The organism is Acinetobacter sp. AL9, assembly GCF_041464035.1.
GTDB lineage: Bacteria > Pseudomonadota > Gammaproteobacteria > Pseudomonadales > Moraxellaceae > Acinetobacter > Acinetobacter towneri.
In genome coordinates, this window is record NZ_JAYFSK010000031.1 from 1 (window position 1) to 14117 (window position 14117).

Genomic DNA, 14117 nt, shown 5'->3' on the forward strand with positions numbered 1-14117 from the left:
CTACAAATCGCTTCAACACCATATCGATCTTTATTGTTCTGGATAAAATCCACCATTATTTGTGTGGGCGGTCGAGCTCCGCCTGGGCGAAAAAAGCGGCTGCTTTACGTAGAATTTCATTGGCACGTTTTAATTCTTTAATTTCACGTTCCATTTGCTTCATTTTTTCTTGGTCAGATATCTGTTGTACTTTGGCAGGATTTAGTTGATCCATATGCTTTAAATACCAAACACGCAATGTTTCAGGAGTACAACCCTTGCGCAGCATGCTGCTCAGGTGCAATAGCTGTGATTGCAGCCCAAGTAGAAGGATAATCTTTTTCAGATTCAATCAATAATTGAACCGCTCTTTCTCTGATTTCAGGGGTATATTTTGGTTTTGTCATTGGAACATTCTCTCAAGAAAGTTGGTCTCCGACAAACCCGGTACGGTTCAGATAATTCTGATCCTGTGTTTTCAGTGTGACTGTAGACCACATCCATCCTTTACGGATATAGGCTTCTAAGACCTGCTCAGGGTTAAGTTTTACAATAGCGCCATCAAGTTCAAGTGTAAGCTCAGGAAATTCATAGTTTATGCACCATTTGGTTGAACCTGCAAAAATATAGCTAAGTAAACTTGGTTGAATTTCCATAATGCCCTAAAGAAAAAATTATTAAAATAATGAAAGATTTGCGAGTAATTATAAAGTTATGAGATATTTTTTTCAGCAATAAGTATGGCTTTGTTGCACAAACACTTAAAAGTTAAAGTGCCTTTGTACGCCACGATCAATTCTATAGCCCTGTGAAGCAACAAATTTCGATTCACTTAGATACTGATGTTCTTGCATTTAACGAGACTGGCATCTAATCGAGTTGTCGTAAAATTTAAAACATGCTGCTTACGATAGCTCAATTAAAAATATTTGTGTAGATACCTATGCCTTGGGGGTAGAACTGGCTGTTTGCTGGCTCGCTACGCAGTGGTCAGCGAGCAGCGAACATGATGACCCTGATCCAGTCAGCAAAGATGAATGGGCTGTATCCATATGCCTATTTAAGTGATGTGCTGAAAAGGTTGCCGACAGATAAAGTGACCCAAATAGAATTACTGCGACACCGCTGGGAACCTGAACCCAATTAAAAAATAGCGATGGGGTTCAGCGGATGCTTACCAAAATTTGAGGCGAGGCACATGATTTTCTGCTCAATTTAAACTGTTTTAACAGCATATCGATCAGTTTGATAAGCTCAAAGATTTACATCTTAGGCGGTTTTTTCACTTGCTTTTTATGACTGGATTTAATGATGTTTTGTTGAAACTGTTTATGGAAATTGAGGGGTTGTAACTAATATAGTGGGGGAGTTTGCAGAATATTAGATATTTTAAAATTATAAGTATTTGAATAATATTATTATTGTGATTATTAACTAAAAAATCTTTAAAAGTAAATAAAAAAAATGTTATAAAATTTTGTGTGTTAATTTTTGGTCATTTTAGTATGATTTTTGCTCAGTCAGCAAGCAACACTGCCCTCTTTCTTTATCAGTTTGTTCTTCCTTTCGTGACAAAAACACCAAAGCTACCCAAGTTGAAGCAGCAGGTGGGGAGTCTGAAGAAACAGAAACCAGGCAAGGATAAAGAGAAACAAGAGGAATTTGAAAAATGCTATGTGAAGATATGGCAGCAGATTCTCGAGATCTTAAAAACGGACAGTGCCGTGCGTGCACATGTGCACTATATGCCACAGCTGCAGTTGATCCGTGAACTTGATATTTATATTGATCCAGAAGTGCAGGCTGAGGTTTTTGGTCAGTCAGGGAAACTCAGTGCCCATTTTTTGATGACGTTTTTTAACTTGCGCAACGAGGAGGTCAAAAAACAAGTTAAAGAGATCCTGAAAATTAAGCGTCAGTGTGATCTTAGTCCTGAAGAAAAAATTGAATTGTGAGTCATGAAACGTGGCAAAAGTAAAATCTTTAGAAAATCTTTTGAAAGCTCAGCTCACTACTGAAGCGAAAGAATGTGAGAAATTAAATACAGCAGACAAAATAGCTAGTGATAAATTGCGGGTCAAATTCGCGATCCTATACTTGCAACTGCAGCAAACGGTGACGTCCACAGGATTTTCTGAATTACATGCAGAGGATGTGCACCAAATTGAGAAATTGAAAGCTAATGCGGCTGAGGTTTACACCTCGATTGTGAGCGCCCGACAACTAGGCAAGGATTATCTATTTGCGGCATTCACTTATTTTGCTACGTATGTTTCTGAACAGCTGGATGAAACCGGGTATTTGCTCTTGCGGGTCAGTTATTTGTTTTACAAGCAATATCAGGCGATTTGTCCGTTAACGGCTTCTGACGCCAAGCAAAAAGAAATCTGTGATTTGTTGCGCTACATTTGTAAACCGCTGGTTGAGCTTGGTCTGCAACAGCAAGAGGAAAGCAGTGAGGAAAGCGACAGCAGACGATTACTGCAATGCTATTTAGATTTTATGTTGAATCTGGTGCAGTTCAATAAGGAAATTTATGAGAATTGGACGGAGTTTATTCAGGATTTTTCTTTAAAAGAGAAAAAATTTTCCAACTACTTGCGTGCACTAACCATCATTTTTAAACGTCTGGCCGACAAAAAAATCGTGTATCGAAAAATACACAGGAAAATACGAAGAAAACGCATACTGCAAAGAATAAAAGCTAAAAAACGGAAACCGAGAAAACCAAGACCTAAAAAGCTGAAACCTGTGCCGGATTGGCCCTCGCAAGAAGAGGAAGTTGAAAAGGACTACCCGTCGCAGGGGAAGATCACTTTATCTTATTTTCCGGCTGATATCACGTTTGATCCATGGATCGTGATAGATGAAGAGGGCGAGATCGATGCGATTGAACAAGGTTGGCAGATCGAAACCACGGATCCGGGAACTGGTCGTTTTTTTAGATTTGTGAATGAATATGCGACGCATATGTTGCGACATCGACAGCGTCGTTTACAACCGCTGGTGACCAACTCTTATTATATGAGTCAGGATGTAATTCAGCATCTTTTTTACCTGTTAAATGGCGAATTAAATAGCCAAGATCCGGACAGTTCTGCCATGGCTGCCGCCTGCTTACTCAGCCTGAGCAGTGGCTTGTCACCTGTTGCACTCCTGAACTATGAACAGCTGATTGAAAAGGGGATGCTGCTGAAAACGGGGAGCGCCAAGCGGACGGAATATCAGGTGAGACTGTATCTGGCGATTACTCAGCAAAAAAATGAAAGTTTAATGCCACATCAGTTGAATCATATGGTATCTCATGAGCTGTATTTGTCCAGCAGCTGGTTTGAATATCTACATTTACGTTGTAGTACTTCGCCTGTGACGGTGCAAGAGGTCAATCAATATCTGAAAAAATGCATAGCAGGACAACAGCTTGGTTCAATCACTGTCGAAAAGTTACAGGCACAGTTGTACTTCCATGTTTTTCACCACACGTTTAATGAATATATTGCACATGTGCTATCGGGCAAAGATAGTTCTCATGATCTTCCCGGCAGTTTTTACGGAGGGGTTGCAAAGAAGCAGCTGAATGAGAAGTACCGGATTTATCTGAATACGCTGTGCAGACCGGACACGGAAGCCGAGATCAAGATCGTCGAGCAGCAGTTTGAAAGCTCGAGTGAAGCGGATACCACCCGGCTGGGGAGTCAATTGGCCCTGACTCCGGATTTTGTGTCTGATTTCTTCCAGCAGCTGCATAAGGTCTGTCATGAGAAAATTCAGTTGCATCAGCACTTGATCGAGCGGATCAATGCCTACAGTTTGTGGATGTGGCATATCAGCCTGTTATGTTTAACACGACGTCCGCAAGAACATTTGTTGGGGGAGTGTAGTGCTTATGATCTGGATTTAAGACTGCTATATGTGAATGATAAAAAGAATAGCCAATCACGTAAGGATGGGCGTTTTATTCCGTTAGCGAAGTTTTTTACTCAGGCGTTTAAGCATTATCTCGATTTCTTAAACAGTGTGGTCACTCACTATGCTGACTTACTGAAATTTGTCTTCAAGAAAAATTTCACCCTTGAAGATCTGTTTGGCAAGGTGATTGTCTATCCGGGAAGCCTGCCAGTGACGGCTCAAGCATGGGACAGTCCTAAAATCAGGATCAAGCCTCTTAGCCGAGCTTGGGTGAATGAAGCGTTGTCGCGCTATGCCTCAGCGCCTATTTACAATAACTGGCTGCGCCATTTTGCAATGAATATGCTGATGGATCATGGAGTGTCGTTTAATGTGATTCAGGCCTTGTACGGCCATGATCAACGCGATCAGGAGCTGTTTTATCGTTATTCCTCAGCCTCCTTGTATCAGTATATATGCCATGTCAGTCAAGGCATCGATGAGATGATCAAGATATTGCAGGTTGAGCATTTATCCAGTCCGATGCCAAAAAAGGATAAAGCACATGACAAAGCATGATGTGATTGCTACGTATATTTGTGAGCAAGTTGAACTGACTTTTCAGCAGATGCTCCAATCGATTGCAGGGCGTAAAAGAAGTACGACAGATATTGATAAAGGGCTTGAGAAAATCTGGCTAGATTTTCAGTCAGCGCTGAAGAAATTTTTGAAGAACCATAAGCTTAGCACGGCAACACTCCGAGCCCCTTATCTACAACAGAGCGAAGCCTATTTTTTTCAGCTGAAGGAAGACTACCTGAGCGAAACGCAAGAGGCTTATCCGATTAAAATCATGTCCCTGATATATGAAAATATCAAGCAGCAAGTCGAAGCGGATTTTAATAATAAGATGTCGGAGGTCATTAAAAAAAATCAGGGTAATACGCTTGAAATCGATAGCGAAATTGAGAAAATTTGGGTGGATTGTCAGGAAGAAATCAAGGCATTTTTAAAGGAAAGAAAGATTGCCACGGTCGCGCTGAGAGCCCCTTATTTACAATGGGCTGAAGACTGTTTGATTAAGCGTAAAGAAGCTTATGAAAGCGCGTCGGAAGATGCTTATTTGATTAAGATTCCATCAACCATTTATCATCAAATTGCTCAGCAAGTGGCCTTTACTTTTCAACAAATGAAGGAGGCTATTGCAGGACAGAAGGACAGCCAGCAGGAGGTCGATGACCAGATTGCCCGAATCTGGGCGAATTTCGCCAAAGGACTGGAGACTTTCTTAAGGAACAAAGACTTCACCACTCGTGCCAAGCGCAAACCGTATATCAAACACAGTGAAGCCAGTTTTTTAGCCTGTTTAGAACAGTATCAGAATGAGGAACACCAGCCTTATCCGATTAAGCTGCGTCCTACGACGCTGTTTTCTGATCCTCCACCGCGGCAGATTCTCAGCACTGAAGCCAGACTGCGGTTGGGACAGCAGCATTTTCATATTGCCAGAGGACTGAAAGCGTATTGGCGTAGCGAGACATTGCAGATGCCAACAGCACAACAGTGCTTGGGTCATCTGTATTTAAGTCTGATTTATTGTTCAGGCTGTAGTGATCTCACTCAGCTGGTCGCCATCGGCAATCGTCTGCTGGAGGAGGAGAAAGAGAAGGAGAAAATGTGCCATCCGTTATCTGGGTATTCAACACTGTATCGAAGTGACTATAAAAAAATTACCAATCCACTGGTTCTCAGTTACTGCATGCCACACCGCTATTACGGCAATGAGATTAAAGACAAGAAGATTTATCAGTGGCGGCATGTCTGGTTCAATCCTTATGCACAACTTTTTTTACACATCCTGAAACAGCAAGCAGAGGACCTGCAACCACAACATCCGCGTAAGGTGCTGGAAGCGATTCTGAGTGTGTTCGAGAATCTTAAAAAACAGCTCAAGGTCTCGGAACAGATTGCGGCATTAAAAAAAATCTTGCGATCCGAGGATCAGGATCTCATTGAGATCACTGCACTCAAGCCCTTTCAGCATGTCAATTTGGCGCTAGAAATCCATCCAGACTTGAGTCTGGATATGTGTTTAAGTGAAGTATTGCAGAATCATCTAAAAACCGTGTCTTTAACGGCAGAAGACCAAGGTGTAGCCTGGTTCAATACCTTGAAATCCACGAATGATCTTGTCAAAGTAGAATATGGGATCCTCCCGTTAGAGACTGAAACAGCCAAACCGGTGGTTATCACGGCACATCAGCAACTGAACGAGCTTCCATTTGAGTTGGATTTTTTTGAACAAGAGCGAGCCCCGGCAGGGAAAAATAAGCAAAGCCAAAGACAACGCCATCAGCAGCAGTTTAAGCAATGGCGCAATATTCAAACCCGGTTGAGTGTAAAGAAGGCAGCCTTAGCGGGCGACAATTATAAAGAATGCAATTTGATAGAAGCACAGTTAAGACTATTGAGCTGGATCTTTTATTTGAGAAAAGAAGAAAAAGAAAACGGCAAGAAATTAAAATTGAGTAGTATCAAGCGTTATCTGAGCAGTTTTGCGAAAGACTATTTCTTTCATATCTATATGTATGACAATGACCTTGAACAGATGAATGTAGAGCACTATGAGCAATTGTATGCCTCCATCCTGAACGGCATCGATGAACGTGCTGAAACACAGCGTGAATACACAGACACTCGCACTCAGGGTCGGGCACAATATGCCTTTGGACGACTGAAAGATTTCCATGCTTTTTGCCAGAAAGAATATCCAGAGAATGTGCCAGCGGTCAGCAGCTTTGACCACAGTGATTTTCAACGTATCCAGTTCTGTCAAGCCAAGCTCATCAGCCCACAGCTGTTTATTCAATTAAAAAAAACAGTCATTCAGAAAATTGAGGCCTGTTCAACTCAAAAAGAAAAAGTCCATTTGCAGCTGTTGCTGCTAATGTACATCCTGGCTTATCGTTTGGGATGTAGACTCAATGAAATCCGGGGGCTGACGCTGGGTGAAATCATTTGTCCTCAACTGCTGTGGAAAGACGATCCAGGCAATCAAACGGTCGCCATACGCATCACCTTGAAAAATAATGTCTATCGACGACTGAAAAGCCAAAATGCGCAACGTCAACTCGATTTGAACGCGGTATTACTGGATGATGAACTGCAAGCGGTGAAAAGCTATCTTCTGCATTGTTTTCAGCAGCCGAATAATAAGAAGGCGAACGAGCAGTTGGTTTTTGAGATCGGTGGAGAAATCCTGAGCGAGCTGTATATCTCAAAAATGACCCGGCTGCTGTTCGATGAAGTCATCAAGCCAGATCACGGCTATACCTTCCACAGTTTCCGCCATAGTGCCGCCACTCATTTGGCAATCGCCTGGTTGGGATCGAAAGAAATGGTGATGACCTATACCGACTACAGCTGGCAGCAGGCTAAGTCTATGCGCAAGCATCTGTTCGGTGAACAGGCTATCAGGCATGAAGCGGTGATTCAGCATAAATGGCGTTTGCTGGCCGATTGGATGGGGCATAGCTCGATTGAACAAACGGCCTCACACTACCTGCATACCCTGGATCTGCTGGCGATTGATCGAATTTACAATACGCCCTGTGTAGTTCATCCTGCTGTTCTGAATAGGCATTATGATCGTGAAGAAACTGAAGCGGTGGATCTGAATCGCGACAGCCAACACCGAAAGTGCTTTGAACGTGAGCAACTGGTGTTGGGTATTGATCAGAAAGTACAACCTTATCTGATGCCCAAGATGCAATTCGAGCTGAAGCCATTATCCTACAAGGTCATCTACACGTATCTCAACACATATCAAGATGCAGAGATCCAAGCACCTCATATAGTGGATAACCTAGATATTTGGATTAAGCGTGCGCTTTGGCTTGCTGTAAAATGGCAAGTACCTTCATTCAGTAAACTTGGATGGAATTTGGACAATGCTGCATCGATCGAGAAAAAGTACTTAAGCGACCTATATGACAAGCAGATCAAAACCAAGCTGAAGCCAAAGAGCCTACAGCTATTTATCGCATTAAAAGATCTTTTAAAGGAGAAAGTTCTGTCGGCTTTAGCTGTATTGATTCAGCATGGCAAACTCAGAAGAAACCAGTTTTGTTTCCAATGTCGTTTTGATGCCCAGCAAAAGCCAAAAATGGATTGGGAAATGCAGGATTTTATCGAGGGGATGCAGCTGTTGTTACCTGAAGATGTCCAATTACAGTACGATAACTATCCGGTGGATCTCACGCAAAAAAGTCGTGAGATTCACGTCTATTTTATCGATCAACAAAGCAATAAAAACATTACATTATCCCTTGCATTTGATTTGCTACTGGAAGCTGTACAACACCCTTCCTTATGGGAATAGCCTAAGCAGATATCGTTCAATTTAAGGGGCCCAGGCCTTTGCTTTGTCAAAATCTGATTTGCCAAGCAAAGGCCTGGGTTTCCGCGAATTTGATTTTTTGTTTTAATTATTCTCATGATTTTAATTCATTGAGGCCCTTTCATAGAATTAAAAAATAAATGTAGGTAGTGCTTCAAAAAGTATGCTGCATAGATTTTGAGATAAATAGGCATCCTTGGGGGTATTGAAAATACAGGGATTTTTTCGGTTAAAATTTTTAAAAAATTAGCCAGCATTAAATTTGAAACACCACCAGAAAATGAAAAAAATTCTAATTTGGTTTGACCAAAGAAAAAGATACCCATATGATAATTACGTTACAGCAAAATCTGTAATCGGGCGTGGAAACCTGAAAATTACTACAGAAGCATTAAAACCGCTTTAGCGGTTTTTTGTGCTTATTATGCTTAGTTTGCCATTATGGTAGGCCAGGCAGGGCAGTCTATGACTGGCCGTCTTCTGTAGTGCGGTATTTCCACCCCTGTTTGGTCTACCTCCATCTCGTGGAAAAGATGGTTGTAGATAGTTAATTCTAAACTACAGGTACTAAACATGAAGATTTTATTATCTAATCCCCCCATTTCTCTTAGGTCTCTTTTGTTAGCGCTGACTGGATATTGACGGTCATTTAATTCACAGCTTTAACCAAATCGAACTATATACATTTTCAAATTTCGTACTTGAGCGAAAGTAGGAAAGTGTTGCCTGGAGAAAATAAGAAATGGGTTCTACACGACTATTGACCAATATTATTCAGCGTAAAGTCATGTTGCCAGAAGAAATGTCACCATCAATGCAACGAGACAATTTTGAAGTTGCACTGACTGATTTTGAAAAGCATGCCATCATCAAATGTTTATTTAAAGCGGATAACCAGCGTTCTACGGAATGTTGGAGTGTGCGGGAAATTGCAAACTTTATTGGGAATTGCACAGAAGATCAAAATATCAATTTGTGTATTTTGTATTGGAAAGATATACACGGCAACATCTATATTATCGATGGGGCGCATCGCCTTTCGAGTATTTATGCGTGGGTCAAGAGATATTTTGCAGATGAACAAGCCACTCAAGCGCCTAATTTTAGCGATCAACAAAAAGAAGATATTCGTGACCTGCGAAATCATTTAGGGGATCTAGCTGACTTCCAAAAAATTTGTATTGATCCTAAATTTGCAGAACAAAAATCTAAATTAGACGATATTAAAATCAGTTTCCGGCAAGTGCTTGGTACTCCAGAAGATGCACGACGCGTATTCCAATCGATTAACTCAGATACTAAACGCCTGGATAAATATGAGGAATATCATCTAAGAAGTCGGGGAAGTGATGCATATTATGCGATCTATGCTTGTTGTTATATCAATGACAATAAATCCAATTTAGAAGAGCTTCAATATACACGCTTAAATGCGCTGATCGAGTTGGGGGAGAAGATCCATCAACTGCTTTTCTCTACCATCTTATTAGATACTGAAATGAGTCATGGTAAAAAAATTGGCTTGGTCAATGAGCTCATGAATATCATCGCGGGTGATCAGATTCATAATATCATGAGCCTGAATCAGGGTGAACGCGTTGAAAAGATCATGTCACATCTGTTTACGGTCCTTTGCCGAATGGCCACTCCTGTAAAAAATACTGGGGTTCCGAGTTTGGGCTTACATCCGTTCTTATATTTTTATAAGGACCAGCGTTTTCAGATTACTTCCTTTCTAGCATGGTTTTCAATTGTGTTTGAAATTCATGAAAGTCGCATGCAGATTCATCATCGAACGATTAGTTTCAAGGACTTCACCCGGGTACGCCGTAGTATTGAGTTCTTGATCGCCAATTTCCCCGTGGCGACCACCGAAACGGTCGGCAAGTTCGGCAGTGGTATCAAGGGCTATGATCGTCTACAAATCGTCTATAAAGCCTTTATTTGCTTAAGCTTGGAAATGGAGGTTGATTTTGATGATGAGGAATGCCTGAATACCTTTATTCTGTCCATGTCTAAGGCCTTCAAGTACATCAACTTTAACGAGTTCTATGTCGAAAGATTTTTGGGGAATTATGATGATACGGTCGTGAAGCATGTGGTGGGATATGTGGAGTCGATTAGTCCAATCCCGCGCTCAAAGCCCAAATCCTTTTCAGCATTAACTAAAAGTTTACTTAAGCACAATTTTCTGGTGGGTAATCATAACTTTTGCCTCATTTGTGATGGATTGATCTATCTTGATTCTACTGAATCGGATCATCGGATTGCCAAAGCCGTAGGTGGGCAAGGTGTTCTAGAGAATGGTCTGCTGGTTCATCCCATCTGTAATAGAATGAAATCAGATCTGAGTCTGGAAGAGATTAGAGCGGATTTGTTTGGTGAATTACTGTATTGAGCAGCAGAGGGGGTAAATTAATTTTCTAAAATTTATCAATGATTTAACTTTTGATATATTCAGCCAATGTGGTTGTTTTTAATTCACTTTAGAATCACAACCAGAAACTAGCTGTAGTTTCTGAATGACCGTCAAGGTCCTTAGTTTCGCCCATAGATTCCCTCTGTGGGCTTTTTTTTGATCAAAAATTGTATAGATGCCCTAAAATAAACCTTTTAGCATTTCATAAGCAATGAGGATTAAGGCTGAGACCATCAGCACAACAAAAATGAGTTCCACTCTAGTTAACATATTAATTCCTTTTACTTTTCACTTAATTTATATAGCAGTTAAGTCGCAGCATCAATGACATAACATGACATGGAAAATAATCAAAAAGACAGAATTTGGATTTTCATCAGATCTGCTGTTTGCATACTTCAACAGTAGTTTTGAATGTTTCACTTAACCTTTAAACTTTTCTTAAAACTAAATATATTTACATATACATTCTAAAATTTGATAGAATTTATTAAAACTTTAGATTCTAAGTGTAAATAATGAGAAGCGCTAATATTCGACGTGATGGCTACTTAAAATTTCTGAATACATGGCAAGACCGTGATGTCATTAAAGTACTTTCAGGTGTGCGTCGCTCTGGAAAATCCACCTTATTGGCGATGTTTCAACAAGACCTAAAAGCACAGGGTGTACAAGCCGAAAACATCATTGCCATCAACTTCGAATTTATGGAATTTGAAGAACTCACCGATTACCGTAAACTACATGATTATGTATTGTCCAAAGTTGATAAAAGTAAAAAAAACTATGTTTTTTTAGATGAAATACAACATGTTACAAATTTTGAGAAAGTAGTCGACTCTTTATATGTTCGGGATTATATCGATTTATATATTACAGGTTCAAATGCATTCTTTCTAAGTGGAGAACTTGCGACGTTACTCACAGGACGCTATATCGAGCAACATGTTTTACCCTTGTCATTCCAAGAGTTTAAACAGTGGCATATTGAAAATAATCCGATCATCCAACAATTATCCAATCGTGATTTGTATGCCATGTACACGCGCAGTAGTTTCCCCTATACGCTTGCCATGACCAGCCAGCAGGAAACCTATGATTACTTGCAAGCGGTCTATGCCAGTGTAATGTTTAAAGATGTTATTCCCCGTTTGAATACGGCCGATATTAACTCTCTCGAGCGTGTCGCAAGATATTTGGCAAGCGTGACAGGCTCACCCATTTCCATCAATAAAATTAAAAATACCTTTGTTTCAAGCGGGGTTAAAATCTCATTTGAAACAGTAAAACGCTATATTCAGGGCTTACAGGACAGTTTGCTATTTTATAGTGCCGCACAATTTAAAGTACGTGGGCGTGAGTTATTACAATCCTCTGAAAAATACTATTTAGTTGATGTCGGATTGCGCCGGATTATGTTGCCTGATGCTAATGCTGATCAAGGTCATATCTTAGAAAATGTGATTTATCTTGAGCTTGTCAGACGAGGTTATACGGTCTATGTAGGGCGGGTTGATGAATATGAAATTGATTTTGTTGCTGTCGATACTTTACAGAATTTAACTTATTATCAGGTGGCATTAGAAACGCTCAATGAGGAGACACTCAGCCGAGAGTTACGTCCATTACAGAAAATTTCTGATTCGTATCCCAAGTATTTACTTACCTTAGACACGATAGGGACTGAAGCCAATTATAATGGTATTGTAAAAATGAACGCTCTTGATTGGTTGCTGTCTGAAAATAAGTAAAGTTGGGGGTAGGCATCGACACTACTATGTATTGATCAAAACCCAAAGACTTTTCAGCATTAACCAAGAATGTGATCAAGCATAATTTCTACTCCATTTGTGATGGATTGATTTACCTCGACTCGATTGAGTCAGATCATCATGATTGAGCCAGAGTCGCTTACTGAAAGTAGCGAGAATTGCGCTGGAGTTTCTGAAGGATATTAATTCCTTAGTTTGCCCATTCATCCGTGTGGGCATTTTTTTTGATTAAAATACAATGCTGTTCTTGCTAAAAAATGACGGCACCCACCATAAAACACAATATTCCAAAAATAATCCAAGGCCAGATCTTTGTCTTCGGTTGTTCTAAATTCTGAGGATTATATTCCGTGTGTTCTAGCGATGTCGGTTGTGGAACACGGGTCTTTTTAGAGTAAGGCTGGTGTTTAGAGTAAGATAGTCCCGTACCTGGAATGCCGACACTGGTTCGCGTACCTTTTTTCCCAATATTTAGAGAAGCACCAGGTTTGCCAATGCTGGCACTGCTGATGCCTTTATGGGTCAGATTAATTTTAAAACCCGGGAATAATTTAATACTTTTACGAAATCTAAAACCCATATTGCTCTCATTCTAAAATTTAGCTCAATTCACGCGCTATACCAGGATCCATGATCTGCTAGAGATCTTACTTTGACAGCTATCATCACGATATTAGTATATTTTTTATCTGGTGATTGCAATACTACCTTTAAATACCGTCAAAAATGTTTACTGTATATTTGCTGTAGGGTAATCTTAAAGCTGCTATTTATTGACTGATTGGTATATGACGACAGATAAGCATGAAGTGCTTCTTCGAATGCGAGCCATCGAGTTGCTTGCTTACTGGGAAGGTCGTTTGGTTACCAATCGTTTGATGAGCTGGTTTGGGCTCAGTCGACAGCAGGCTTCTGCGGATATCAAGCGTTACAATACGCTTTACAACCTCGATGCCTTGATTCATGATCCATCGGTAAAAGGCTATGTGCCTAAAGCCAGTTTTCAACCGGTACTGACTACAGCTAATATCAATGAGTATCTCAATATGCTCTCGGGCTTGGTCAGTGAATCACATGCCCTGATTGCGACACCAGAACCGAATCTCTCAGCGGTCCAGTTACCCGATCGCAGTGTGCGTCCTGAAGTCATCAGGGAGGTGTTGCGTGCCTGTCGAACACAAAGCTGTCTCAAAATTATTTATGCCTCCATGCAGAATCCGCAGTGGCATGAACGCATGATTTCCCCACATACCCTGGTGTATACCGGTTTTCGCTGGCATGTCCGTGCCTATTGCCATCAGAGCAAGCAGTTTAAGGACTTTTTACTCTCCAGAATTGATCGCACACCTGTTGTGGTAGCGATTGAGTCAGTAGACCCTGCTCAGGATCAGCAATGGCATGAAGAAATTGTACTGACGCTGATCCCTAATCCAAAATTGAATGAAGCTCAAAAAGCGCTGGTCGAAAAAGACTTCGGCATGCCTGATGGCAGATTACAGATTCCGGTGAAAAAAGCCCTGGCTCACTATACCTTGCAGCGATATCAGGCTGCGATCACGCTGGCTGAGGCGGATGATGCCTTGAAATATCCCTTGGTACTACAACGCTCAGATATCGAAAAGCTGTCATCTTACCTGTTTGATCAAGCTTCATAGGAGAT

The 14117-nt window shown here is 40.8% G+C and carries 7 protein-coding genes, 4 pseudogenes and 1 other annotated feature; of the genes and pseudogenes, 8 read left to right on the top strand and 3 right to left on the bottom strand.

What is annotated here, in order from left to right:
- Positions 1-98, bottom strand: a sequence feature (AL1L pseudoknot). This feature is flagged as partial in the annotation.
- Positions 1-386: pseudogene (locus tag ACEO2X_RS08465) on the bottom strand (transposase); the annotation flags it as partial. Its footprint overlaps the feature before it by 98 nt.
- A gap of 51 nt (positions 387-437) precedes the next feature.
- Positions 438-635, bottom strand: a pseudogene (locus tag ACEO2X_RS08470) (hypothetical protein); the annotation flags it as partial.
- Positions 636-937: 302 nt separating this feature from the next.
- Between ACEO2X_RS08470 and ACEO2X_RS08475 the strand changes: the two are divergent.
- The 7 genes and pseudogenes from ACEO2X_RS08475 to ACEO2X_RS08505 all read left to right on the top strand — a co-directional run.
- Positions 938-1126, top strand: a pseudogene (locus ACEO2X_RS08475) (transposase domain-containing protein); the annotation flags it as partial.
- Positions 1127-1484: 358 nt separating this feature from the next.
- Positions 1485-1934 carry a hypothetical protein gene (locus ACEO2X_RS08480; RefSeq protein WP_371971651.1) on the top strand — a complete coding sequence of 150 codons (450 nt, stop codon included), beginning with the start codon at positions 1485-1487 and terminating at the stop codon, positions 1932-1934.
- Between the two features lie 10 nt (positions 1935-1944).
- Positions 1945-4446, top strand: coding sequence for a hypothetical protein (locus ACEO2X_RS08485; protein ID WP_371971653.1), 2502 nt, complete (start codon positions 1945-1947; stop codon positions 4444-4446).
- Positions 4433-8248, top strand: coding sequence for a site-specific integrase (locus ACEO2X_RS08490; protein ID WP_371971655.1), 3816 nt, complete (start codon positions 4433-4435; stop codon positions 8246-8248). The genes ACEO2X_RS08485 and ACEO2X_RS08490 overlap by 14 nt, the downstream gene beginning before the upstream one ends.
- Positions 8249-9008: 760 nt before the next feature.
- The gene (locus ACEO2X_RS08495) at positions 9009-10664 is read left to right on the top strand and encodes an HNH endonuclease signature motif containing protein (protein WP_087528524.1); all 1656 of its coding nucleotides are present in this window, start codon (positions 9009-9011) and stop codon (positions 10662-10664) included.
- Positions 10665-11203: 539 nt separating this feature from the next.
- Positions 11204-12436, top strand: a complete 1233-nt coding sequence (locus ACEO2X_RS08500; RefSeq protein ID WP_071320611.1) for an ATP-binding protein — start codon at positions 11204-11206, stop codon at positions 12434-12436.
- A 35-nt stretch (positions 12437-12471) separates the two neighbouring features.
- Positions 12472-12576: pseudogene (locus ACEO2X_RS08505) on the top strand (HNH endonuclease); the annotation flags it as partial.
- Positions 12577-12707: 131 nt separating this feature from the next.
- Here the strand turns inward: ACEO2X_RS08505 and ACEO2X_RS08510 are convergent.
- Complete coding sequence (locus ACEO2X_RS08510) at positions 12708-13037, bottom strand: DUF4236 domain-containing protein (protein ID WP_000506885.1); 330 nt, start codon at positions 13035-13037, stop codon at positions 12708-12710.
- Between the two features lie 208 nt (positions 13038-13245).
- Here ACEO2X_RS08510 and ACEO2X_RS08515 point away from each other — a divergent pair, with 208 nt between their 5' ends.
- Positions 13246-14112 carry a WYL domain-containing protein gene (locus tag ACEO2X_RS08515; RefSeq protein ID WP_371971661.1) on the top strand — a complete coding sequence of 289 codons (867 nt, stop codon included), beginning with the start codon at positions 13246-13248 and terminating at the stop codon, positions 14110-14112.
- The last annotated feature ends 5 nt before the right edge of the window (positions 14113-14117 follow it).